Origin of the sequence: Rhizobium herbae (assembly GCF_017873135.1) — a bacterium.
GTDB lineage: Bacteria > Pseudomonadota > Alphaproteobacteria > Rhizobiales > Rhizobiaceae > Pararhizobium > Pararhizobium herbae.
On record NZ_JAGGJV010000003.1, the window covers coordinates 194675 to 218435 of the forward strand.

A 23761-nucleotide genomic window follows, 5' to 3' on the forward strand; every position below is an offset into this window, starting at 1 on the left:
ATCGATTGCTCTCTATGCAAGACATAAAGAGCACTCACTCTCAATAAGGATTCCAGCATGCGCTATAGCACCGAGCACAAAGAGCAGACGCGAGCAAAGGTCGTTCTGGCCGCCGGACAGGCATTTCGAAAAGAAGGCTATGGCGGAGCTGGTATCGATGCGCTGACGAAAGCGGCAGGCGTTACCAACGGCGCATTCTACGGCCACTTCAAATCCAAAGGAGAAGCTTTCCGTGCCGCGGTTGTTGCGGGAATGGAAGAACTCCGTCAGGGAATTGCAGCATTGAAGCTGGAACAACCGCGTGGCTGGCTCAAAGCCTTCGCTGGCTACTATCTCGGATACAAGCGCACTTGCGAACTTGGAGAGAGTTGCGCCTTGCCAACCCTCTCCCCCGATGTCATGCGAGCGGATGACGAGACGCGGCGTTGCTACACCGAAGAACTAAAGCGTCTGGCGACTGAAATCGCCTCCGGCTTGGAGGATGACGGCTCGCAGTACTCAACGGAAGACCGGGCATTGCTGTTGCTTGCACTGTTTGCCGGTGGTGCGACGCTGGCGCGCGCAGTGTCCGATCAGACTCTATCTGAAAAAATAGCCGGACTTGTAACCGCTGAGGCGCTGCGCAATGGATCGCCTTCGCAGAGTTAGCCGCGGACATATATTTGGCAAAACATTCCGCCTCACCTATTCGCCGAATGTCCGCTGTCGCGGCGGCGCTAGGCTGAGGTCTATGACCGAAACGAGAGCGCAAAGCCGCCATCTCGCAATTCAACTCCCGACTTCCGCAATGGGCCGAAAGCAGCCCATTGCCCTCGATAGGAGAAAGGCCCCGACCGAGCACGACTCCCCCCTCCCCCTTGCCAAGCCTATCCCTCACGTCTAAATCTCCTCCTGCTCTAACGGGGTGCCGTTCGTCGTTCTCGACGTCCGGCTGAGAGGCTTTCACCGGCCAACCCGAAGAACCTGATCCGGTTTGTACCGGCGGAGGGATTAGACGGCACGGTTCAGCGCCCTCTTCCCATTTTTTGGATTTATAAGGAGGCGCTGATGCGCAAGGCAATCATTCCATTTTTCGGGCCATTTCTGGTAGCAATCGCGGCACTGACGACCGCGTTTTCGGCATCGGCCGAAGACAAGGTGCTGACGGTCTATACCTATGAAAGCTTCACCAGCGAATGGGGTCCCGGCGCCAAGGTCGCCGAAGCGTTCGAGAAGACCTGCGGCTGCAAGGTTTCCTATGTCAGCGTCGCCGATGGCGTCGAGCTTCTGACCCGGCTGAAGCTGGAGGGGGCATCCTCCAAGGCCGATATCGTGCTTGGGCTCGACACCAATCTCGTCTCCGAGGCCAAGGCGACCGGGTTCTTTGCGCCGCATGGCATCGATACGGCGGCGGTCAAGGTGCCCGGCGGGTTTTCCGACGATACGTTCGTGCCCTATGACTACGGCCATTTCGCCGTGATCTACGACACGCAGGTGATGAAGGAACCGCCGAAGAGCCTGAAGGAGCTGGTGGAAGGCGATCCTGCCCAGAAGATCGTCATCGAGGACCCGCGCACCTCGACGCCGGGCCTCGGGCTCTTGCTCTGGGTGAAATCGGTCTATGGCGATCAGGCCGGTGCCGCCTGGGCCAAGCTTAGGGATCGTGTGCTGACCGTCACCCCCGGCTGGTCGGAAGCCTACGGCCTGTTCACCAAGGGCGAGGCGCCGATGGTGCTGTCCTACACGACCTCGCCGGCCTACCACATGATCGCCGAAAGCACCGACCGCTATCAGGCGGCGGCGTTCTCCGAGGGCCATTATATCCAGATCGAAGTGGCTGGCATGACCAAGGCCGCCAGGGACCCGGCGCTGGCGAGGGACTTCCTCGCCTTCGTCACCGGTCCCGAGTTCCAGTCGATCATCCCGACGACCAACTGGATGATGCCGGTTGCCGCCACCAAGGAGCCGCTGCCGGAGGCGTTCGGCAAGCTGGTCCATCCGGCAAAGACGTATCTGATGTCGTCCGACGAGGTTGCGGCGAACCGCAAGGCCTGGATCGACGAGTGGCTGGCTGCGATGAGCAAGAACTGATGGGGGACTGAATGACGGCTTTCAGAGATTGCCGGAGCCTACCCCCCTCTGTCGGCGACGCCGACATCTCCCCCACAAGGGGGGAGATCACCAGGGCCCCCTGAATTCGCCAGGGAAAAGAATACTCTCCCCCCTTGTGGGGGAGATGTCACGAAGTGACAGAGGGGGGTAAGTTTCGGCAATCTCCGAACTATAACCGCAAACAATACAAAGCCATCATGATCAACCGCACGGAACGACATTTCACGCTTGCCGCCGGCGCCCTCTGCCTTGGCGGCATCGTGCTGTTCGTCTGCATGGCCGCCTATGCGCTGCTGGCCTTCGACGCGCCGGGTACGCCCGGGGACGGCGCGGTGTTTGACGCCTATGTCTGGCGCGTGGCCCGTTTCACGCTGCTGCAGGCTTCGCTCTCGACGCTTCTTTCCATCCTCTTTGCCATCCCGGTCGCACGCGCCCTGGCGCGGCAGACGGGTTTTTTCGGCCGCGTCTGGATCATCCGGCTGATGACGCTGCCGCTCGGGCTGCCGGCGCTGGTCGCAGCGCTTGGCCTGATCGGCATCTGGGGGCGCCAGGGCGCGCTGAACACGGCGTTCGCCGCGCTGGGGCTGGATCAACCGATCAGCATCTACGGTCTTTCGGGCATCCTTCTCGCCCATGTGTTCTTCAACATGCCGCTGGCAGCAAGGCTGATGCTCGGCGGGCTGGAGCGGATTCCCGGCGAATACTGGCTGGTCGGCGCCAATCTCGGCATGCGGCCGCTGTCGATCTTCCGCTTCATCGAATGGCCAGCGATCCGGGGGCTAGTGCCGGGGATCGCGGGGCTGATCTTCATGCTCTGCGCCACCAGCTTCACGCTGGTGCTGATCCTCGGCGGCGGGCCGGCGGCCAGCACCATCGAGGTGGCGATCTACCAGGCGCTGCGCTTCGACTTCGATCCGCCGCGCGCCATCGCCCTGTCGCTGCTGCAGATTGCCGTGACATCGGCGCTGCTGGTTGCCATCCGCCTGCTGACGCCGAAGGCCGATGACGGTCATGGCGGCGGGCGCAAGGTGCGCCGGTTCGATGGCCGTCATGGGTTTGGCCGGATCGGCGACTGGCTGGTGATCGCGTTGGCGGTTCTGTTCATCGCCCTGCCGCTTGCCTCCGTCATATCCTCCGGCCTGCGCTCCGATCTCATCCGTTTGGCAGGCGACACGATGGTCCAGCGGGCGCTGGTGACGAGTATCGTCATCGCGGTGGTGTCGAGCCTGCTTTGTGTGGTGGCGACGGCGGTGATGATCCGCGCGCGACAGGCAGCAATGGCGCCACGGCATCCGCTGGCGCTCCATCGCGGCCTTGCTGCCGCCATTTCGGCCAGTTCGTCGCTGGTTCTGCTGGTGCCGCCGGTCGTTCTCGGCGCCGGCTGGTTCCTCCTGCTGCGGCCGCTCGGCGACGTCGCGGTGTTTACGCCGCTGCTGGTCGTCCTGATCAACATGCTGATGGCGCTACCCTTCGTCTACCGCGTGCTGGAGCCGGCGATGACGACCCATTCCGCCCGCACGGCAAGGCTTGCCGCCAGCCTCGGTCTTGGCGGCTGGAACCGGTTTCGCTTTATCGACTGGCCGGCTTTGAGAAAACCTGTGCTGATGGCGCTGTCCTTTGCCTGCGCGCTGTCGCTCGGCGATCTCGGGGCGGTGGCGCTGTTCGGCTCGCAGGACATGGTGACGCTGCCCTGGCTGCTGTACAGCCGCATGGCGAGCTACCGCTCCACCGATGCGGCCGGGCTGGCGCTGTTCCTCGGCCTCGTCTGCCTTGTGCTGACCATCGCCGGCACGCCATCGGCAACCAACAATGACAAGGGAAGACACGATGCCGCCGCTTGAAACGGATATCGCCATTCGCCTCAGCGACGTGCTGGTGCGGTTCGGCAAGACCGAGCTGCGGTTCGACGGCGCCATCGGCAAGGGCCAGATCGTGGCGGTCACCGGCGCGTCCGGCTCCGGCAAGTCCACCCTGCTCAACGTGATCGCCGGGTTCGAGACGCCGGATGCGGGAAGCGTCGAGATTCTCGGCGAAGATGTTGCCGGCCGCGATCCGGCGGAGCGGCCGGTCTCGGTGATCTTTCAGGAACACAACCTGTTCTCGCATCTGGATATCGGCACCAATATCGGCCTTGGCATCGATCCGTCGCTCCGGCTCGGCGTCAAGGAGCGGGCGCGGATTGCGGCGGCGCTCGGGCGGGTCGGGCTCGACGGGTTCGGCAAGCGCATGCCGCCGACGCTGTCGGGCGGCGAGCGCCAGCGGGTGGCGCTCGCCCGCGCGCTGGTGCGGCGCAAGCCCGTGCTGCTTCTCGACGAACCCTTCGCGGCGCTCGATCCCGGCCTGCGCGCCGGCATGAGCAGCCTGTTGCTCGATCTTCACCGGCAGGAGGGCAATACGATGCTGATCATCACGCATCACCCCGACGACGTGCGGGCGCTGGCCGACAGCGTGCTTTTCCTCGACGAGGGCCGCATCCTGCTGCACGAACCCACCGCGCAATTTCTCGACCGCGGCGATATTCCGGCCGTTACGCGCTTTCTCGGAAAGTGAGCATCGCCTGCGATGCTTTTGCCACAATTTGAACGACAGCCCGTGCGACGGCGCTTTCGATGCACCATTTTGATCACGTTGGCGTGTGCGTTGCCGGGATACCACGGAGCAAGTATTTCTGTGGGTGTATGCTAGGCACGCACGGCGCGAATGGGTTACAGCAGGTCCATTGCCGTCGCAGCCGCCCGACCTATTTATACGGCTGGAAAGAATACTGAATTTTACGTGCGTGCGGGCCAGGGAACTGTTTCAAGGGCTGGCCCGAAGACTGGAAACGAGCTGAGGCGATGAACAGAACGACGGCCACGGATCCGCAGGTTTCGGAAAAAAGCTCCGGCGTTTCCTTGCGCGCGCTAACGATGCTGCTTGGCGGCCTGCTTTTGTCCGGCTGCCAGTCGGTGATCGAGCAGACCTACGAGCCCAAGGTCTCGCCGTCCTCGAACCCGCAGATCGTCCAGGAAGTCCAGAAGAACGACCCGCGCGCCCAGGTCGGTGCCCGCGAGCATCCGCGCATCGTCGCAAGCTACGGCGGCGAGTATCAGGATGAAAAGACCGAACGCCTGGTGGCGCGGATCGCCGGCGCCTTGACGGTGGTGTCTGAAAATCCCAACCAGTCCTACCGCATCACCATTCTCAATTCCCCGGCGATCAACGCCTTTGCCCTGCCGGGCGGTTATCTCTATGTCACCCGCGGCCTGCTGGCGCTTGCCAACGATGCGTCCGAGGTGGCAGCCGTGCTTTCCCACGAGATGGGCCATGTCACCGCCAATCACGGCATCGAACGGCAGCAGCGCGAAGAGGCGGAAGTCATCGCCAGCCGCGTCGTCTCCGAGGTTCTGTCCAGCGATCTCGCCGGCAAGCAGGCGCTTGCGCGCGGCAAGCTGCGGCTGGCGGCCTTCTCGCGCAATCAGGAATTGCAGGCCGACGTGATTGGCGTGCGCATGCTCGGCGAAGCGGGTTACGACCCCTATGCGGCGGCGCGCTTCCTCGATTCGATGGCTGCCTACAGCCGTTTCTCCTCGGTCGATCCCGACAGCGACCAGAGCCTGGACTTCCTGTCGAGCCATCCAAGCGCCCCGCAGCGCGTCGATCTGGCCCGCCGCCACGCCCGCGCCTTCGGCGTCGAGGGGGAGGTCGGCGACCGCGGACGCGACTATTATCTGGCCGGGATCGACGGCCTGCTCTATGGCGACAGCCCGCAGGAGGGCTATGTCCGCGGCCAGACATTCCTGCATGGCAAGCTCGGCATCCGCTTCGACGTGCCCGAAGGCTTCCAGATCGACAACAAGGCGGAAGCGGTGCTGGCGACGGGACCGGGCGAGATCGCCATCCGTTTCGACGGCGTGGCCGATGCGCAGAAGCGCAGCCTGACAGACTATATCGCCAGCGGCTGGGTCACCGGCCTGCAGCCCGACACCATCCACGCCATCACCGTCAACGGCCTGGAGGCCGCGACCGCGCGTGCATCCGCCGAGCGCTGGGACTTCGACGTCACGGTCATCCGCATCGACACCCAGATCTACCGTTTCCTGACGGCCGTGCCTAAGGGCGCGCCGAGCCTGGAGCCGACGGCCGACGTCCTGCGCGCCTCCTTCCGCCGCATGACGCCGCAGGAAGCCGCGGCCCTGAAGCCGCTGCGCATCCGCGTCGTGGTCGCCAAGCCCGGCGATACGCTGGCGACGCTGTCGGCGCGGATGATGGGCACCGACCGCAAGCTCGATCTCTTCCGCCTGATCAACGCCATGCAGGTCACCTCGACGGTGAAGCCCGGCGACAAGGTGAAGATCATTTCGGAGTGAGGCGCGGCAAAAGTCGTAACCGGCCCGGCCGCGCCGAAATTTTGACCGTATCCTCGCATCGGTCGTCTACCGGAAGCGGCGGTCGATCGGGATGGTGAAGGACCAGGCGTTCGGGCGCTGCGCGCGATGGCGAAGCAATGTATCCGAAAAGATGGCCTGCCTCTCCGGCCGCGAATTTCCCTGTGCCGGATTGGCCGGAGCGCCCCAGCGGTCGTTATACAGGTCCTTGAAAAGATAGCGGGTCGGGATCATTGTTTCATCCTTTCTTGAATCGATTCAACCTAGCGTCGAAAGACCAGATTGAACCGATTCAATATTACTCCATCATGGAAGAACGTCAAGAGATTTGAATCGATACAATATTCTGCTAGGCTGACACTGGCTAACCCGCTGAAGGAGCAATCTTGATCAAGGGAAATGTAAAGCTTGCCGACGTTGCCAAGGCGGCCGGCGTGTCGCAGGGGACGGCGTCCAATGTCTTCAGCCGGCCGGAGGTGGTTCGGCAAGAGGTGCGCGAGCGTGTGTTGGGGATAGCCAGGGAGCTTGGCTACAACGGCCCAGATATCAAGGGGCGCTTGCTGCGGGCGGGGCGCGTCAACGCTATCGGCGTGGCGGCCATCGAACCGCTGGCCTATTTCTTCGAGGACCCCTGGGCGCGGGCGCTGATGACGGAGATCGCGGCAGTCTGCGACGCCACCGGCACGGGCATCGCGCTGGTCTCGGCGCAAAACCAGCAAAAACTGGCCTGGAACATCAACAGCGCACTTGTCGACGGCTTTATCCTGCTATGCGTCGAGGGTGGCGAAAAGCTGGTCGAGCTGACACGGCGGCGGCAGTTGCCGTTCATCGCCCTGGCGCTGGGCAGCGGAAACGCTTCGATCCCGGCGATCGGCATTGATAACATCGCCGGTGCCGCGACGGCGGCGCGGCATCTGGCGGACCTCGGACATCGGCGGTTTGCCATTCTGGCCATAGGACTGAACGACGACCGAGTGGGGGTGGTTACGCCCGAACAGGCCGTTCGATCGCTGAAATTTACGTCGCGCGACCGGGCGCTCGGCTATTGGCAGGCTTTGGCAGATTTCGGCATCGGTCGTGAAGATGTGCCGATGTATGGTACGCAAAACGACAGGCCGAGCGTCAATGCGGCGCTTGAAGCACTGTTTTCCACGGCCAAGCCGCCGAGGGCCATTCTGGCCATGTCCGACCGCATCGCTCTCCTTGCGATGCAATGGCTCGCCGGACGCGGCCTTGCGGTACCGGGCGATGTGTCGGTCATCGGCTTCGACGGAGTGCCGGAAGCGGCGACGGCCGCACCGGGGCTCACGACCATGGCGCAACCGCTTGAAGAGATCGCCCGCAGGGCAGTGGCGGCCATCCTCGATGAGGCGGTGCCTCCCCTGCAGGAAGCGCTTGAGGTAATGCTGGTCGTCCGGGGCAGTACGGCACCGCCACGGTCGGATTAGCTTTCGCGGGCGCGACCTCCGCCAAACCGGAATGTCGATTGCATGTCGCTCAATGCCGCATCGCCAGCACCGGTGCCTCGGCCACCAGCGCGATCTTCAGCTTTTCCAGAGCCCTCGTTTCGATCTGGCGGACGCGTTCCTTGGAGATGCCGAGAGCAGCGCCGAGTTCTTCGAGCGTGGCGCTGTCTTCCGACAGGCGGCGGGCACTGATGATCTTCATTTCCCGCTCGTTCAGCTGGCACAGCGCATGGCTCAGCCAGACGCGGCGGCGTTCGCTGTCGATCATCTCGGAGACCTGTTCGTCGGGAAGCGGCGCGTCGCAGGCGAGAAGATCGAGCCGTTCGCCGCTGTCGGCGTCGCCGGACGAAATCGGCGCCTGCAGCGAGGCGTCGTTGCCGGAGAGGCGCGCATCCATGGTCTGCACGTCGGCAAGGCTGACGCCCAGCGCCACGGCGATTTCCTCATGCACGGCACGGGCCGTCAGCTGGCGGTCGCCCTGGGCCAGCTTGGCGCGCAGGCGGCGCAGGTTGAAGAACAGGGCCTTCTGCGCCGAAGAGGTGCCGCCGCGCACGATCGACCAGTTGCGCAGCACGTAATCCTGCATCGAGGCGCGGATCCACCAGCTGGCATAGGTCGAAAAGCGAACCTCGCGGCTCGGCTCGAAACGGGCAGCGGCTTCCAGAAGGCCGATATGCCCCTCCTGCACCAGATCGCTCATCGGCAGGCCGAAATTGCGGAACTTGGAGGCCATGGAGATCACCAGCCGCATATGGGCCATGGCGATCTTGTTGCGGGCGTCCTGATCCTGGTGGTCCTTCCACGCCAGCGCCAGGGCCTGCTCCTCGTGTCTTTCGAGATAGGGGGCCGCCATGGCGATCTTGATCATGCGCCTGTCTGCTGAGAGATTTTTCATCGGCTACTCCATGACGGGCACACGGGCGTGCCGCTGAACGTTGAGTCGATCGGTGTTTCGGGATTTCCGCTGCCTGAAGCTTGACCGGCAGTCGAAGCGCCCTACTTCCTGAATGAGAGCCGAGGCCTGAAACAGAAGGCCACGGTGGCTGTCCCGACCTGCAAGAACATGTGCGCAGGTCCAGACGTGTTCAAACGCGCGACCTGCAAAAAGGTTCCATGCTGCGCTGCCGTATTTTGCGGCGGCGGGCGTTTTTTCGCGTTGGATATTTTCCGTGAAACTCCGGGGATAGCCGCTCTCGAGCCGAACGTCGCGTGGGCGCGCGAAGTGGGTCGCTCAAGCGCCCGAAGCCGCACGAAGCGCCATTTATTGTGCGCCGCGATTTTTGCCGCTTGCCGGAAAAGTTAAAAAAGCGTTAACTTTTGACGGTTGTCCCCATAAGTTGCCTGTGAGTTAGTTAAAGACAGGGCTTTGACGGGATTCCTGTTTGCAAGGCACCGGGCTAGAGTCGCGTTATGAAAACATTATCCATCGAGGTCAGGCCGGGCGAGCCGAGGGACGCCGCGTCCATATCGGACGTGCACCGCGTTTCCTGGCTTCAGGCCTATGGCGGGCTCATCCCGCACAAGCCGCTGATCCAGATGGTCAACCGGCGCGATCACGCCTGGTGGCGCAAGGCGACGCGCGGGCCGTCCACGCTGCTCATCGTCGAAGTGGCCGGCGTGATTGCCGGGTACGCGACGCTCGGCCTCAACCGCGCCCGCGCCCTGCCGCAGGAAGGCGAGGTCTATGAAATCTACCTGCGCCCGGAATACCAGGGTATCGGGCTCGGCCGCATCCTCTTCGGCGAAGCCAAAAGCCTTTTGAAATCGCTCGGCTGTCAGGGTCTCGTCGTCTGGTGCCTGGAAGACAGCCATCACGCCGACAGCTTCTTCCGCACGGCGGGCGGCCGCGACATCTGCGAAGGCATGGAAGATTTCGGCGAAAAGAACCTGAAGAAGATCGGCTATATCTGGGATTGAGCTGCCCTATTCGGGAAATGAATGGGTGTGGTCAGCCGCTCTCGGCCCACGCACCCCGGTAAAATCCGCCGTGTCCGTGCCGCAGACGAAGCCCTCGGCCTGCGTATCGGCGATCTGGCGGGCCATCGCATTGGGATCCGGGTTGGCGAGCGCGTCGACATAGCCGACGACACAGCCCTTTCCATCCTCGCCGGCAACCTTTGAAACGACCAGGACCTGGCCTTTGAGCGCCGGTGCCGGCTCGCCCGTCTCCGGATCGACATTGGAGATGAACCAGCGAAGGATTGTCGCCACCGGCTTTCCGCCGGCGCCAAGCCGCCATTCGATTTTCGGACCGGTATAGTTGAACGGCCCGAAGCTCTCGAAGGCGCCGTCGATATAGGCCGTGTTCAGGTGACCATAGAAAAGGCTTTGGCGCAGGTCACCTTCCTTGAAATAGACATCGTAGTCCTTGAACCCCTTGCATCGCAGCGAAATGCCGCCGCCTTCTTCGTCTTCCGGCGAAAGGGTCTTGCAATGATCCGTGTCGAGATCGGTATAGACGCTGTCGTTGGCGAGAACGACGGTGGGCGTCATCGACAGAAGGACGAGGAAGGCAATGGAGTATGCAAACGGCTTCATGAGCGCTCCTTGTCCCGGAAACGTCCCGGCGCCCGCGATTATTCACCTATATCTCGCATTTTTCCGGCTGCGACGAAAGCGGATGTTGCGCCGCGTCATGTTTCCCGTTATCGGACTGGCCATCCAAACATCTGGCCCTTGGGAGAAAACTCATGCGTATTGATGCTATTTCGATCGGGAAGAACCCACCGGAAGATATCAACGTGATCGTCGAGGTTCCGGTTGGCGGACACCCGATCAAGTATGAAATGGACAAGGAAGCCGGCACGCTGGTGGTCGATCGCTTCCTCTACACGCCGATGACCTATCCCGGCAATTACGGTTTCGTGCCGCACACCCTGTCGGATGACGGCGACCCGATCGACGTCCTGATCGCCTCGACCCGTCCGCTGGTTCCCGGCTGCGTCATCAATGTCCGCCCGATCGGCGTGATGATGATGGAAGACAATTCCGGCAAGGACGAAAAGATCATTGCCGTTCCGAGCTATCACCTCACCAAGCGTTACGACAAGGTGAAGGACTATACCGACCTGCCGGAGATCACGCTGCAGCAGATCGAACACTTCTTCGAGCACTACAAGGATCTGGAGCCCGGCAAATGGGTAAAGATCTTCGGCTGGAAGGACGTCACGGTCGCACAGCAGCTGATCGTCGAAGCCATCGAGCGCGCCAAGGCAGCCAAGTAACGCGGTTCCGCGTTTATCGCGGCAATATCCGAATATGTGGACGCTTTACCCCCCTCTGTCGGCGACGCCGACATCTCCCCCTCAAGGGGGGAGATTGGCCGCAGACTTTGTGCCCTGCTAGATGAAGGATCACAGGGGGAAATGAATGATCTCCCCCCTTGAGGGGGAGATGTCACGAGAGTGACAGAGGGGGTAAGCATCCACGATGTCTGCCCTCTCCGAAACGTTCATCGGGTGACGACCCGTCCCAAAAACATTGCCACTGCTTTATCAAATGAAAACCTCCGGATCATGCCGATCCGGAGGTTTTTTTATGCCCGCAGGGAACCGTTTGGTTTCAGCCGGCTTTAGCCGAGCAGGGCAGCGGCGATCGTCGTGTTGAGCAGGTACCAGATGAAATACAGGATCACCAGGACCACCAGCGGCGACAGGTCGACGCCGCCCATGTCCGGCAGGACGCGGCGGATCGGCCGGTAGAGCGGCTCGGTCAGCTGGTAGAGCGAGCGGCCGATCATGTTGATCGCGTTGTTGTTCACGTTGATGACGTTGAAAGCGTAGAGCCAGGAAAAAATCGCCGAAGCGATGACCAGGAACCACGCAATGTTGATGATGAAATTCAGGGTCGCAATGACAGCAAGCATGCCGGTCTCCAATTCGTTGTTGACAGACATGTAGACATTGACGACTAAACCGGCAAGTCCACGCTTCGCGATGGACTAAACATGTTTAATACGGCGGGCTGGCCTGCCGTTGTTCGGAAAGAATACCGCATGTCCGTCCTTCAGGGTGCAGACCGGTTCGCCGCGTTCCGGCATGTCTCCTACGCCCGTTTCTTCTTCGCCCGCTTCCTCGCTTCCTTCGCCATCCAGATCATCAGCGTCTCGGTGGGCTGGCAGATGTACGCGCAGACCCAGAACACGCTCTATCTCGGCCTCATCGGCCTCTTCCAGTTCCTGCCGTCGCTGCTGCTCATCCTGGTGACGGGATCGGTCGCCGACCGGCACTCGCGGCGGATGATCGTCTCGGTCTGCATGATCGTCAGCGCCTTTTGCGCGGCGGCGCTGCTCGGGCTGACGGTCGCCGATGCCTTTTCGCCGTGGCCCGTCTTCGCCATCCTGATCGTCTTCGGCATCGAGCGCGCCTTCATGGCGCCGGCGGTGCAATCGCTGGCGCCCAACCTCGTTCCGGCCCACGATCTGTCGAACGCGATCGCCTGGAATTCGTCCTCCTGGCAGACGGCCGCCATCCTCGGACCGGTCGCCGGCGGTCTGCTCTATGGCGTCAGCGCCATCGTCGCCTATTCCGTCGCGCTTGCCTTCCTCGTCCTGTCGGCCATTCTGGTCTTCATGATCGAGAAGCCGGCGCAGCACAGCCTCAGCGAGCCGCGCGACTGGACGTCCATTCTGGCCGGGTTCAAGTTCATCCGCACCGAAAAGGTGGTGCTGGGCGCCATTTCGCTCGATCTGTTCGCCGTGCTGCTCGGCGGCGCCGTTGCGCTGATGCCGGTCTTTGCCAGCGAAATCCTGGTGCTCGGCCCGCTCGGCCTCGGGCTGCTGCGGGCTGCCCCCGGCATCGGCGCCATCCTCGTCGCGGTGACGCTGGCCGCCTATCCGATCCGCCACAATGCCGGCACGCTGATGTTTGCCGGCGTGGCGCTGTTCGGCATCGGCACGGTGATCTTCGGCCTGTCGCAGGTCGCGTGGCTGTCGATCGCGGCATTGATGCTGATGGGCGCGTCGGACATGATCTCGGTCTATGTGCGCGAAACGCTGATTGCGCTCTGGACGCCGGATGCCGTGCGCGGCCGCGTCAATGCCGTCAACATGGTCTTCGTCGGTGCTTCCAACGAGCTTGGCGAATTCCGCGCCGGCACGATGGCGCATATCATCGGCGCCGTTCCGGCCGTCGTCATCGGCGGCGTCGGCACGCTCGCGGTCGCCGTCATCTGGGCGCTCGGCTTCCCGCAACTGCGCAAGATCGATTCGCTGGATGCACCGGAGCGCAAGGCCTGAAACTCAGGCAGTCACCTTCTCGCCCTGCCGCTGGAAGATGTGGGTGAGGAAGCGATCCATCCAGGCGCGCAGCGGCGCGTCGTGGTCCATGCGACCCTCAAGATGGGCCCGCCCCATCTGCGCGCCCGGCAGGTCGAACCGGTGGGCGCCGTGCACGACCCAGCGATGCATCATCACCCGTGTCAGTTCACCGTGGAACTGGATGCCCCAGGCGTTCTCGCCGTAGCGGAAGGCCTGATTGGGATAGGTGCTGCCGGAAGCGAGCAGTTCCGCGCCTGCCGGCAGATCGAAACCTTCGCGGTGGAACTGGTAGACCATCGACGGCCATTCCATCAGCGCCCGGCCTTTTTCCGTCGCCTCAAGCGGATACCAGCCGATTTCCGTCATGCCTTCGTGATGCGGCCCCACCACGCCGCCGAGATGGCGCACCAGCATTTGCGCGCCAAGACAGATACCGAGGAAGGGTTTGTTTTCAGACAACGGCACAGCCAGCCAGTCGATCTCGCGGCGGACATAGTCCTCGTCGTCATTGGCGCTCATCGGCCCGCCGAAGACGACGGCGCCGGCATGCTGTTCCAGCGTCGCAGGCAGGGGATCGCCGAGCACCGGACGACGGATGTCGAGGCTCAGCCCCTTTTCCAGCAGCAGATGTCCGACGCGGCCGGGGCTGGAATGTTCCTGATGCAGGATGATCAGGACCGGCTTGTCGGTATTGCGCCGGTAGAACGTGCGGTCGTCGAAAAGCATTTCACTTTTCCTGTTGCGCGGTGGTCTCCTCCACGACGTCCAGTTTGGCGGCCACCTCCTGCCGCTTGATGATCCTGTCCCTGCCGGAAATGCCCAGGAGATCGGCGATACGCCAGATCACATGGTCTTCCATTTCGCTGCGTTTGCCGTCGGCATAGACAATCTCCCACAGCATGCCGATCAGGTCTATCCGTTGCTCCTCGGAAAAATGCCGTTTGATATCGGAGGTGAAGCGGAAGAAATCGATGGCCTGGCTTTCGGCCGTTTCACCGGCGGCAATCAGCGCGTCGAGCGCGCCGTCGTCCAGCTGGTAGTGATCCTTGATCATGGAGCGAACCTTCCTGCGCTCCTTCTCGTGGATCTCGCCATCGGCCTCCATCACCTGGATGCAGAGCGCCATGATGGCGATGCGCGGGTCGCCGGCCTCGATCGAAGGCCCGTGGCCGGTCAGGCTGTCGAGGAAAGTCCGAAATCGGTCAAACATGATTTTCCGTTACGCTATGGGTTGCCGCTCAAAACAGGCGGAATGTGGTCTTTTCCAATGGCTTGTTGCTGTCGCGCACGCCCGGATCATCCGGCGGGCGCCCGAAGAAGGGCTCGACGGTGGTTTCATCGGTCTTTATCGGAGCCGGCTTCGGCTCGACCTTGACCGTTTGCGGCACGATCACCGATTCGCTCGGCGCGGGTACGGCAATGGTCTTGACCGCCACTTCCTCGGATTTCTCGGCGGCGTCGATGACGGGGCCTGGCTTGGCCGGCGTCGCGGCCCGCTCCGGCTGCGGTTCCGGGCGCTGATGGGCGATGGCCACCGGCGGTAGGCTGCGGATCGCCTCGTCGGCGACATCGACCGTGCCTTCCTCGACCGGGCCGGCAATCTGGGCGACCGGCTGCTTCCATTCGAAGGCATCGAGCCGGCCGCTGACCGGCGAGACCGGCAGCCATTCCGGCGCCGTGACGCCGTCCGCCGTCCAGGCCGGATCGCGCGGGCTTTTCAACGCCTGGTTCATCCAGTGGCGGATGCGGCCGTCGTCGCCCGTATCGGCTTCCTCGATATCGGCCAGAAGCAGGAAGATGCCCTCGCTCGGCTGCATGCGGGCAGCGGCTTCGGCCTTGGCGCGGGCAAGCGGCAGTTCGCGCGCTTCCAAAGCACTTTCGGCAACGGTGGCGAGCGCGACAGGATTGTTCGGGCGGAGCGCTTCCAGCTTGTTTGCCCGCTTCAGGCGATCGGAGGCCGAATCGCCGCTGCGCGCCCGGACGTAGAGCCTGGCGACTTCGGGATGCGGATCCTGCTTCCAGAGCTTTTCGAGGATGGAGGCGGCCTTGCGCAGATTGTCCTCGCGAAACAGCGCCTTGGCGGCGATCAGGCCGGCCGGCACCAGATCCTCGGCAAGCTTCAGCGCGGCCTGCGCGTCGTCGCGCGCGCCCTTCGGGTCGGCTTCGAGCTTTTCGGAAGCGCGGGCGGTCAGAAGCACCGCCTTCTTGCGGTCGGCCTCCTTGCGGTCGATGACGTGGGACGCGCGGCTCTGGTCGAGAAGGCGGATGGCCTCGTCCCACTGGCCGGTCTGGCTGCGATAGTCCAGTGCCGCCAGCGTCGCCCAGGGCAGATGCGGCGCCTTGTCGGCGGCGCGCTCGGCATATTGCCGCGCCGCCTCGTTGGCGCCCAGCCGCTTGGCTTCGAGATAGAGGCCGCGCAGGCCGAGTTCGCGGGTTTCCGGGTCGTCGGCCATCAGCTCGAATTTCTTGCGGGCGTCGTCGTACTTGCCCTCGATCAGCGCCGTCTGCGCTTCGAGCAGATGGATCAGCGGCTCCTGATCGGAACTGATCAGCCCGCGCGTGCGGGCCGTCATCTTGCGGGCCAGCGCCGAATCGCCGGCACCGGCGGCGATCAGGCCGGTCGACAGCGCCTGATAGCCGCGGTCGCGCTTGCGGGCGCGGAAATAGCGGGAGATCGAATGCGGCGAGAGCCAGACGACGCGAATGAACCAGACGACGATCAGGATCGCCGCAATCAGCGAGGCGAGCAGCGTTGCCGCCACCATCAGGCTCATTTCGATGCGTTGGCCCTGCCAGATCAGCGACAGTTCGCCGGGACGGTCGGCCAGCCAGGCGAAGCCTGCGCCGAGCGCCAGGACGATGAGGACATAGAACAGGATGCGGATCATGAATTCTTCCTTAGCCCTGGTTGGCCGTCATGGCGCCGGCAACGGCCGCGTCGATCAGTCCTTCGACACGGATGCGCTGGTCGAGCTTCGTCTTGAAATCGGCACCGGCCGTTTTCGCGGGCTCCGGCAAGGCAGCCCATTCCAGGCTTGCGCCCTTGAGATCGCCATTGGTGAGCTTGTCCTCGATGCGGGCAACGACCGCTTCCGGGCCTTCGCCCTCGACGCTGCCGACAGGGCGAACGCGGATGGCCGAGGACGCACTGTCCATCAGGCGGGAGAAGATGCCCTGGTCGGGATCGGTATGTTCGGCCGCCTCGAGCATGGCGTCGGCCACGGCCGGAAAGTCGCGCACCAGATCGGCGCGCGGGGCGACGCCCGTTGCCGCATCGCCCGAAAGGCCGGCGACGGCCGGATCGGCGGCGGCGATGCTTTTCAGCGCGTCGAGTTCGGCCAGGAACGGACCGCCGCGATCGATCGCCGTCTTCAGTGCCGTGACGGCGATGGCGCGGGCCAGCTGCACGTCGCTGGCCGGTTCGTCGATCTTCTTCTCGGCGGCGTCGATGCGGGTCGAAAGCTCGGTCTTTGCCGCCTCAGTGGATTGCTTGGCGTCGGCCAGCGCCGATTTCAGCGTGGCGATCTCGCCGGTCAGGTTGGCGATCTGGGCGTCAAGACCGGAAACGTCGACTGCCGCGCCGTTTCCGGCTCCAGTGGTCTTCTTCTCCAGCTCGGCAATGCGGGTTTCAAGCGGGGCGAGATCGGCGGTCGCCGATGGCGCTGGTGCTGCGGCAAGCTGCGCCTTGATCGCCTCGACGTCGCTGGCAAGGCCTTGCTCGACTGTCGTATCGCCACCCGGGCCGAGCGCCGGCAGGACACCCGCATATTGCAGGCCGCCCGCGCCGAGAAGCGCGATCAGGCCGCCGAGAATGCCGGCAGCGAGGGCACCGGAACTGGAGGCGCGGCGCGGTTGGGCATGGATTGGCTGTTCCGCCGCGGTGGCAGCCGAGGTCGGCTCTTCGGCGAAGGCCGCCGCAGCGGCGTCTGCACGGGCGTCTTCTTCATCCGATTCTCGCGGATCAGGGGTCCGTTCCGCAATGTCGGCCGGTTCGGCAATGTCGGCGCGCACGGTTTCATCGGCTTCGCCGGCGCGGATCTCCGCCGCCTCGTCGATAACTGCCTCGCGTTCAGCGGCGGCATCGCTTCCATTCGCGTCTTCCTGTGGCGCCGCGGTGGCTTCCAGGTCGATCGTCAACGGCTCCTGATCGGATTTCGAGCGGCGCGGAGGATTTTCCGGTCCCATGATGATCTCTTTCCGTTATCGCGTAAGGCACTGTCTTAAACCTAGACATGCGGCAGGCATAGGGAAAGCCCCCAAGCGACAATTCGTTGACCGGTTGCGGATCAAGGTGAGGCTGGCACACCGCAAATGCGGGGTCAAAGCAGCGCGAAGAGGCTGGCTTCATTGGGCGCGGCGGCAACGGAGACTTTTCCGATGCCGTACGGCACCGCCGCTGCCACGTGATCGCTGAGGCAAAGCAGGCGAATGTTCTGAAATTCCGCGATTTTCTTCGGGGCGACGAGATCGAAGAAATGCCTCGCGGTTTCATGGGAATAGAACAGAACCGTATCGGGCCTGCGCGATTCGAAAAGGTCTTCGATGGCCTCCGGCGCATGAGCGATCGGAGACATTCGATAGACGTCGGCGACGCGGCAGGCGATGCCGGCGTCCCGCAAGGCTGCCTCGAAAGCCGGAGTTCGCGGCAGGCCAGCCAGATAGGCAAGGCCTTGTCCAAGGCCGGTCGAGGTTTCCGCAATGAGATGAGCAAGGCCGCTGCCTGTCCCGGGGCCGGTGATCACCGATTGAAATCCCACTTGCCTTGCCGCGTCCGCCGTCGCGCGCCCAACGCAGAAGACCCGTGTCTGTAGATGCGGGGTCAGCCGATCCCCGATCATCGCCAGAGCGCGGATAGCCTCCGCGCTCGTAACTGCAATGTCCGAATGGGGAGAAGCCAGCGCTTCAATCGCTGCCTGCGGCTGGTGCACCGCCTCCATCATCGGCAGGACGATGGCTTCATGCCCGAGCGCTTCAAGCCTTGCCGCCGTTGCCGCTGCTGAAGGCTGTGGCCGGGTGACAAGGATGCGCAAGGGAACAGGCATGGACTCAGGTCCAGCTCGAGAAGAAGTCCGGCCCCGCATCGATGCGGATATCGTCGCCGGCCTTGGCGCCGAGCTGTTCGGCGTCGGTTGCCTTGCCCTCGGTGGCAACACGGAAATACTGGCTGCCGTCCGGGGTCAGGACCATGCCGGAAAAGCGGATCGTGTCGCCGTCCGACACGGCATAACCGGCAATCGGCGTGCGGCAGGAGCCGTCGAGCGTGGACAGGAAAGCCCGTTCGCAGGTCACGGCCTCGTGCGTCCGCGCGTCGTTGACCGCTTCCAGAAGGCTGTTGACGCGGTCGTCGCCGATGCGGCTTTCGATGCAGATGGCGCCTTGCGCCGGTGCCGGCGGGAAGGTTTCCGGATCGAGAAGTTCGGTCGGCACGTCGTCCTTGCCGAGCCGCTTCAGGCCGGCGAAGGCAAGCAGCGTCGCATCAACCTGACCTTCCGCCAGTTTCCTGAGCCGGGTATCGACCAGGCCGCGATAGGTGATGACGTTGATGTCCGGCCGCAGCCGCTTGATCAGCGCCTGGCGGCGCAGCGAGGAGGAACCGATGGTGGCGCCCTGCGGCAGGTCCATGAGTTTTTCGGCCGTGCGTCCGACGAAAGCGTCGCGGGCGTCTTCGCGCGGCAGGTAGGCGGACAGGAACAGGCCGTTCGGCAGCCTGGTCGGCATGTCCTTGGAGGAATGCACGGCGAAATCCAGTCCGCCGGAGATCAGCATATCCTCCAGTTCCTGGGTGAAAAGGCCCTTGCCGCCGATCTCGGACAGCGAGCGGTCGGTGATGCGGTCGCCCATGGTCGACAGCACGACGATCTCGAACATTTCGGACGGCAGGCCATGCGCTGCCATCAGGCGGTCGCGCGTTTCATGGGCCTGCGCCAGCGCCAGGGGACTGCCGCGCGTGCCGATCCGGAAAGGTTTTGTTTGCATCCACTGCGATCCGTTGTTACCGGAGTTCCGTGTATCCGCCTTTCCCTGCGACCGCAATATTCGAGTAAAACGGCCCATGTCCCCGCCCCTGCGCATCCTCGGTATCGAAACAAGCTGCGACGAAACCGCCGCTTCCGTCGTGCTGCGCGATGAAAGCGGCCGTGGCGAGATCCTCGGCGACGTGGTTCTGAGCCAACTCGAAGAGCACAGCCTCTACGGCGGCGTTGTGCCGGAGATCGCCGCGCGCGCCCATGTCGAGGCGCTGGATACGCTGATCGAGGAAGCCTTGATGCGGGCCGGCGTGACGCTCTCCGACATCGACGCGATTGCCGCCACCAGCGGCCCGGGCCTGATCGGCGGCCTGCTGGTTGGCCTGATGACCGGCAAGGCGATTGCGCGCGCTTCGGCCAAGCCGCTCTATGCCATCAACCATCTCGAAGGCCATGCGCTGACGGCGCGGCTGACGGACGGGCTGCCCTTTCCCTATCTGATGCTGCTGGTTTCCGGCGGCCATACGCAGCTTATTCTGGTGAAGGATGTCGGCGTCTACGAACGCTGGGGCACGACCATTGACGATGCGCTGGGCGAAGCCTTCGACAAGACGGCGAAGCTGCTCGGCCTGCCCTATCCGGGCGGTCCGGCGGTCGAACGTGCGGCAAAAAGCGGCAACCCGGATCGCTTTTCCTTTCCGCGCCCGCTGGTCGGCGAAGCGCGCCTCGATTTCTCGTTCTCGGGATTGAAGACCGCCGTGCGCCAGGCGGCGCAGTCGATCGCGCCGGTAACGGAGCAGGACATCGCCGATATCTGCGCCTCCTTCCAGAACGCGATTTCGCGCACGCTGAAGGACCGGATCGGCCGGGGGCTGGCGCGCTTCAAGGAACAGTTCGCGGGCACTGTCGAACATCCTGCGCTGGTCGTGGCCGGCGGCGTGGCGGCAAACCAGACGCTGCGGGCGACGCTGCAGGAACTCTGCGACAGGAACGGCTTCCGTTTCATCGCTCCGCCGTTGCAGCTTTGCACCGACAATGCGGCGATGATCGCCTGGGCCGGAGCCGAGCGCATGGCGGCGGGATTGCCGGCCGACGATCTCGATGTCGCGCCGCGCTCGCGCTGGCCGCTGGATGCGGATGCGAAGGCGCTGATCGGCTTCGGCAAACGGGGAGCGAAGGCTTAAATGGCAGAACCTGTACAGAAGGATCGCATCGTCGTCGTCGGCTCCGGCGCATTCGGAACGGCGCTGGCTGCCGTCGCCGCCGCATCGGGCAAGGTTCCGGTGACTCTGCTCACCCGCCGTGAAAGCATCGTCGAGGATTTCAGGGAAACCGGCCGCAACGACAGCGCCCTGCCCGGCATCGACCTGCCCGAAGCACTTGTTGTCTCTGACGATCCGACGGTGCTCGAGGGCGCCACCATCGTGCTTTTCGCCATGCCGTCGCAGGCGCAGCGGGAGGCGGGGCGATCATTACACGGCTTCATCGGCAAGGGCGCCGACGTCGTCATCTGCGCCAAGGGCATGGAGCGCGCCAGCGGCCGGTTGCTGACCGATGTCGTCGAGGAAGAATTGCATCTGCAGAATGTCGCCGTACTTTCGGGCCCGGGCTTTGCCACCGATATCGCCAGGGGCCTGCCGACGGCAATGGTGATTGCGGCAAACAGCATCGAGCGCGCGGGAACTCTCGCCGAGGCTTTATCCGGTGCGACCTTCCGCCTCTATCCCTCCGCGGACCGGATCGGCGTGCAGCTTGGCGGCGCGTTGAAGAATGTGCTGGCGATCGCCTGCGGCATCGTCGAAGGCGCGGGGCTCGGCGATTCGGCGCGCGCGGCACTGATTTCGCGCGGGCTTGCGGAAATGTCGCGCTTTGTTGCGGCGCGCGGCGGCGAGGCCGATACCGTGCGGGGACTCTCGGGTCTCGGCGACTTGGTGCTGACGGCGACCAGCCATCAGTCGCGCAATCTGCGCTACGGCATCGCGCTGGGTCAAAGCGGCAGCGCCATGGGGCATTCGGACGAGCTTGTCGAGGGCGCGTTCGCAGCCTCCGTCGCGGCCGATGTCGCCCGCAAGCTTGGCGTCGATATGCCGGTGACCGAGGCAGTGGCCGATATCATCGACGGAAAGATGGATGTGAAGACGGCGCTGGAGCAGCTGATGTCCCGCCCGATCACGCAGGAATAATCAATCAAGGAGAAGACCATGCTGTTTGCGGTTCTGTGCACGGACAAGCCGAATGCCCTGCAGGTGCGGATGGACACCCGTCCCGAGCACATCGAATTTCTGAACGATCTCAATGCCAAGGGCGGGCTGGCCTTCGCCGGTCCGTTCCTGGACGATGCCGGCAAGCCGAATGGCAGCCTGGTGGTCATCAAGGCGGAGACGATCGAGGACGCACGCGCCATCGCGGCCGCCGATCCCTATGCCAAGGCCGGTCTCTTTGCGACTGTCGATATCAAGCCCTGGAACTGGGTCTTCAACAAGCCGGAGGCCTGAGCGTGGGATACTGGCTTTACAAGTCCGAACCGTTCAAATGGTCCTGGGCCATGCAGAAAGATGCGGGCGCCAAGGGGACTGAGTGGACCGGCGTGCGCAACTATCTGGCGCGCAACAACATGCGGGCGATGCAGATCGGCGACAAGGGCTTCTTCTACCACTCGAACGAGGGGCTTGAGATCGTCGGCATTACCGAGGTCTGCGCGCTGTCGCATCCGGATTCGACCGCCGAGGGCGATCCCAAATGGGATTGCGTCGATATCCGGGCCGTCTGCGACCTGCCGAAACCGGTGTCGCTGAAGGACATCAAGGCCAATCCCAAATTCGAAAAGATGGCGCTGGTGACGTCGATGCGGCTGTCGGTGCAGCCGGTGACGGAGGAGGAATATCTGGAGATCTGCCGGCTGGGCGGGCTGGACAATCCGCCGCGGTGATTTTTTGTGTTGGCACGCGTGCGGCGGTCTCCCTCTTCTCCCCAGCGGGGAGAAGTGTCGAGCGTATGCGAGACGATGAGGGGATGGTGCCGCACATTTTTCAGGGTGTGGTTCCCCCTCATCCGGCCCTTCGGGCCACCTTCTCCCCGCAGGGGAGAAGAGGGAGCAAGCCGAAACTCAACCGGAACCCCCGTCACCCGTGAAAACCGATCCTGAAACCTTCATCCGCGCCAACACCGACATCATGTCGCCGCCGCATGTGCCGGAGATCGGGCTCTATCTGGCCAGCGAAGCGCATGATCTCTGGCTGAAGACGGAGGAGGAGCTGGAGGAAATCGGCCTGCCGCCGCCGTTCTGGGCTTTCGCCTGGGCGGGCGGCCAGGGGTTGGCGCGCCACATTCTCGATCATCCCGGACTGGTCGCGGGCAAGCGGGTCATCGATTTCGCCTCCGGTTCGGGTCTGGTGGCGATCGCGGCGATGAAGGCGGGCGCGGCTGCGGTGCTTGCCGTCGATATCGATCCATGGACGCAAACCGCAATCCGGCTGAACGCGGCGCTCAACGGCGTGGACGTCTCCTTCGCGGCTTCCGACATGATCGGCACCGAGCGTAGCGCCGAAATCTATCTCGCCGGCGATGTGTTCTACGACAAGACCTTTGCCGAGCGGCTCGTTCCGTGGTTCACTGCGCTTGCGCAACAGGGGGCCGACGTTCTGGTCGGCGACCCCGGCCGGGCCTATTGCCCGCGCGACCGGATGGAGATGCTGTCGACCTACCAGGTGCCGGTGACGCGCGCGCTGGAAGACAGCGAGGTCAAGAAGACCACGGTCTGGCGCTTCAGAAAGCCGGGCGTCAGCGGCGGATGACGCAGACGCCGGATTCCCACGAGCAGGCGCGGCCGACGGTCGACGGGTTTACGCGGATGATCTTTGCGCGCGGGCTGCGATAATCTTTGTCGGTGTCGCCGGGATAATAGCCGTAATCGTCGCGCTCGGAGCGGAAATAGGTGCCGTTGCCGGGATCGGTCCAGGCAGACAAGCCGCCGAAATAGGTGCCGCCCGTGGTCTTCGACGGAAAGCCGTCGCCGCCATAGGCGGGTTCCCAATAGTTGCCGTCGTTGCCGCGATGGTCGCGCACGACGATCCGGCGGTTCGGCCGCCGGTCATGGACATATCGCCGCTCCACGTGCCACCGCTCGGCATTGCGGCCGGACAGGCGCACATTCCGGTTGCGGCGGTGATGGCTATCCGCGTTGATGCCGGAGATGGCTTCCTGGCGGTCGTGTTGCGGGCGTTCGTGGTGACGGCGGATGAAATGGCCTTCGCCATTCCGGTCGCGCGCCTCAGCGAAACTGGCGAACGAGAGGATCAGGGCGAAGACCGCGACCAAGACTTTCGTCGCATTCGGCATGATATTTGGACGCATGTCGTGCGGCCCTCCGGATGACTCTTAACAAATCCTTAACGGGCAATGTGGGGCAGATGCCGGCAAAAGTCACGGATTGCGTTGAATTTTCACGCCTTATCGTTAACGCGGCGGCGATTCCGGTTCGACGTGCCGCCACATTTTCGTCTAATCGATTAAAATCATTTTGCAGTGCAAACACACTTGTCGTTAATCAATATGGTGATTAAACGTCGGCTGACTGAATTGTGCACAATCATGTGCAATACCGGATGAAAAGAG

25 protein-coding genes and 1 riboswitch are annotated in these 23761 nt (G+C 63.5%); of the genes, 14 read left to right on the forward strand and 11 right to left on the reverse strand.

What is annotated here, in order from left to right; genetic code table 11:
- Positions 1–57 precede the first annotated feature (57 nt).
- From J2Z75_RS09720 to J2Z75_RS09740, 5 genes are all read left to right on the forward strand, one after another.
- Entirely contained in the window at positions 58–648 is a 591-nt protein-coding gene (locus J2Z75_RS09720) for a TetR/AcrR family transcriptional regulator (protein ID WP_209851187.1), read from the forward strand.
- 242 nt (positions 649–890) lie between these two features.
- Positions 891–1007: riboswitch (TPP riboswitch) on the forward strand.
- Positions 1008–1047: 40 nt separating this feature from the next.
- Positions 1048–2070 (forward strand): thiamine ABC transporter substrate binding subunit, encoded by a 1023-nt coding sequence (gene thiB, locus J2Z75_RS09725; RefSeq protein WP_209851190.1) that lies wholly within the window; start codon positions 1048–1050, stop codon positions 2068–2070.
- Positions 2071–2288: 218 nt separating this feature from the next.
- The gene (gene thiP / locus J2Z75_RS09730; protein ID WP_209851193.1) at positions 2289–3932 is read left to right on the forward strand and encodes a thiamine/thiamine pyrophosphate ABC transporter permease ThiP; all 1644 of its coding nucleotides are present in this window, start codon (positions 2289–2291) and stop codon (positions 3930–3932) included.
- Positions 3919–4641, forward strand: coding sequence for a thiamine ABC transporter ATP-binding protein (locus tag J2Z75_RS09735; protein WP_209851196.1), 723 nt, complete (start codon positions 3919–3921; stop codon positions 4639–4641). Before thiP ends, J2Z75_RS09735 begins: the two co-directional genes overlap by 14 nt.
- 287 nt (positions 4642–4928) lie before the next feature.
- Positions 4929–6440, forward strand: a complete 1512-nt coding sequence (locus J2Z75_RS09740; protein ID WP_209851199.1) for a M48 family metalloprotease — start codon at positions 4929–4931, stop codon at positions 6438–6440.
- Between the two features lie 66 nt (positions 6441–6506).
- On the opposite strand, the gene J2Z75_RS09745 is transcribed toward J2Z75_RS09740, so the two are convergent.
- Positions 6507–6692, reverse strand: a complete 186-nt coding sequence (locus J2Z75_RS09745; RefSeq protein WP_209851202.1) for a hypothetical protein — start codon at positions 6690–6692, stop codon at positions 6507–6509.
- Positions 6693–6844: 152 nt separating this feature from the next.
- Between J2Z75_RS09745 and J2Z75_RS09750 the strand changes: the two genes are divergently transcribed.
- The gene (locus J2Z75_RS09750) at positions 6845–7906 is read left to right on the forward strand and encodes a LacI family DNA-binding transcriptional regulator (protein WP_209851205.1); all 1062 of its coding nucleotides are present in this window, start codon (positions 6845–6847) and stop codon (positions 7904–7906) included.
- A gap of 49 nt (positions 7907–7955) precedes the next feature.
- Here the strand turns inward: J2Z75_RS09750 and J2Z75_RS09755 are convergent, their stop codons facing one another.
- Positions 7956–8819, reverse strand: a complete 864-nt coding sequence (locus tag J2Z75_RS09755) for an RNA polymerase factor sigma-32 (RefSeq protein WP_209851208.1) — start codon at positions 8817–8819, stop codon at positions 7956–7958.
- Between the two features lie 515 nt (positions 8820–9334).
- On the opposite strand from J2Z75_RS09755, the gene J2Z75_RS09760 reads away from it, so the two are divergent.
- The gene (locus J2Z75_RS09760) at positions 9335–9841 is read left to right on the forward strand and encodes a GNAT family N-acetyltransferase (RefSeq protein ID WP_209851211.1); all 507 of its coding nucleotides are present in this window, start codon (positions 9335–9337) and stop codon (positions 9839–9841) included.
- 6 nt (positions 9842–9847) lie between these two features.
- Here J2Z75_RS09760 and J2Z75_RS09765 read toward each other — a convergent pair whose 3' ends face one another.
- The gene (locus J2Z75_RS09765) at positions 9848–10462 is read right to left on the reverse strand and encodes a hypothetical protein (RefSeq protein WP_234937263.1); all 615 of its coding nucleotides are present in this window, start codon (positions 10460–10462) and stop codon (positions 9848–9850) included.
- 152 nt (positions 10463–10614) lie between these two features.
- On the opposite strand from J2Z75_RS09765, the gene ppa reads away from it, so the two are divergent.
- The gene (gene ppa, locus J2Z75_RS09770) at positions 10615–11148 is read left to right on the forward strand and encodes an inorganic diphosphatase (protein WP_037162596.1); all 534 of its coding nucleotides are present in this window, start codon (positions 10615–10617) and stop codon (positions 11146–11148) included.
- A 347-nt stretch (positions 11149–11495) separates the two neighbouring features.
- Here ppa and J2Z75_RS09775 read toward each other — a convergent pair whose 3' ends face one another.
- On the reverse strand, positions 11496–11789 hold the full coding sequence (locus J2Z75_RS09775; protein ID WP_209851214.1) for a YggT family protein: 294 nt from the start codon (positions 11787–11789) through the stop codon (positions 11496–11498).
- A 129-nt stretch (positions 11790–11918) separates the two neighbouring features.
- Between J2Z75_RS09775 and J2Z75_RS09780 the strand changes: the two genes are divergently transcribed.
- Positions 11919–13160, forward strand: a complete 1242-nt coding sequence (locus tag J2Z75_RS09780) for an MFS transporter (RefSeq protein WP_209851216.1) — start codon at positions 11919–11921, stop codon at positions 13158–13160.
- 3 nt (positions 13161–13163) lie between these two features.
- Here the strand turns inward: J2Z75_RS09780 and J2Z75_RS09785 are convergent, their stop codons facing one another.
- The 6 genes from J2Z75_RS09785 to hemC all read right to left on the reverse strand — a co-directional run bounded on the left by J2Z75_RS09785 (position 13164) and on the right by hemC (position 19157).
- On the reverse strand, positions 13164–13907 hold the full coding sequence (locus J2Z75_RS09785) for a glutamine amidotransferase (protein ID WP_209851219.1): 744 nt from the start codon (positions 13905–13907) through the stop codon (positions 13164–13166).
- A gap of 1 nt (position 13908) precedes the next feature.
- The gene (locus tag J2Z75_RS09790) at positions 13909–14391 is read right to left on the reverse strand and encodes a tellurite resistance TerB family protein (RefSeq protein WP_209851221.1); all 483 of its coding nucleotides are present in this window, start codon (positions 14389–14391) and stop codon (positions 13909–13911) included.
- A gap of 28 nt (positions 14392–14419) precedes the next feature.
- On the reverse strand, positions 14420–16069 hold the full coding sequence (locus J2Z75_RS09795; protein WP_209851223.1) for a heme biosynthesis protein HemY: 1650 nt from the start codon (positions 16067–16069) through the stop codon (positions 14420–14422).
- 10 nt (positions 16070–16079) lie between these two features.
- A complete protein-coding gene (locus tag J2Z75_RS09800) occupies positions 16080–17366 on the reverse strand; it encodes a COG4223 family protein (protein WP_209851225.1) in 1287 nt (428 codons plus the stop codon).
- A gap of 134 nt (positions 17367–17500) precedes the next feature.
- Complete coding sequence (locus tag J2Z75_RS09805; protein WP_209851227.1) at positions 17501–18223, reverse strand: uroporphyrinogen-III synthase; 723 nt, start codon at positions 18221–18223, stop codon at positions 17501–17503.
- Between the two features lie 4 nt (positions 18224–18227).
- Positions 18228–19157: a hydroxymethylbilane synthase gene (hemC, locus tag J2Z75_RS09810; protein WP_209851229.1), complete on the reverse strand. Its 930-nt coding sequence runs from the start codon at positions 19155–19157 to the stop codon at positions 18228–18230.
- Between the two features lie 76 nt (positions 19158–19233).
- Here hemC and tsaD point away from each other — a divergent pair, with 76 nt between their 5' ends.
- From tsaD to J2Z75_RS09835, 5 genes are all read left to right on the forward strand, one after another.
- The gene (gene tsaD / locus J2Z75_RS09815) at positions 19234–20331 is read left to right on the forward strand and encodes a tRNA (adenosine(37)-N6)-threonylcarbamoyltransferase complex transferase subunit TsaD (RefSeq protein ID WP_209851232.1); all 1098 of its coding nucleotides are present in this window, start codon (positions 19234–19236) and stop codon (positions 20329–20331) included.
- Positions 20332–21330 (forward strand): NAD(P)H-dependent glycerol-3-phosphate dehydrogenase, encoded by a 999-nt coding sequence (locus J2Z75_RS09820; RefSeq protein ID WP_209851235.1) that lies wholly within the window; start codon positions 20332–20334, stop codon positions 21328–21330.
- Positions 21331–21348: 18 nt separating this feature from the next.
- On the forward strand, positions 21349–21642 hold the full coding sequence (locus J2Z75_RS09825; protein WP_209851238.1) for a YciI-like protein: 294 nt from the start codon (positions 21349–21351) through the stop codon (positions 21640–21642).
- Positions 21643–21644: 2 nt separating this feature from the next.
- Positions 21645–22076, forward strand: coding sequence for an EVE domain-containing protein (locus J2Z75_RS09830; protein ID WP_209851241.1), 432 nt, complete (start codon positions 21645–21647; stop codon positions 22074–22076).
- A gap of 199 nt (positions 22077–22275) precedes the next feature.
- Positions 22276–22941, forward strand: a complete 666-nt coding sequence (locus tag J2Z75_RS09835) for a class I SAM-dependent methyltransferase (RefSeq protein WP_209851244.1) — start codon at positions 22276–22278, stop codon at positions 22939–22941.
- Here J2Z75_RS09835 and J2Z75_RS09840 read toward each other — a convergent pair.
- The gene (locus J2Z75_RS09840; RefSeq protein WP_209851247.1) at positions 22928–23500 is read right to left on the reverse strand and encodes a hypothetical protein; all 573 of its coding nucleotides are present in this window, start codon (positions 23498–23500) and stop codon (positions 22928–22930) included. The genes J2Z75_RS09835 and J2Z75_RS09840 overlap by 14 nt on opposite strands.
- Positions 23501–23761: the final 261 nt, after the last annotated feature.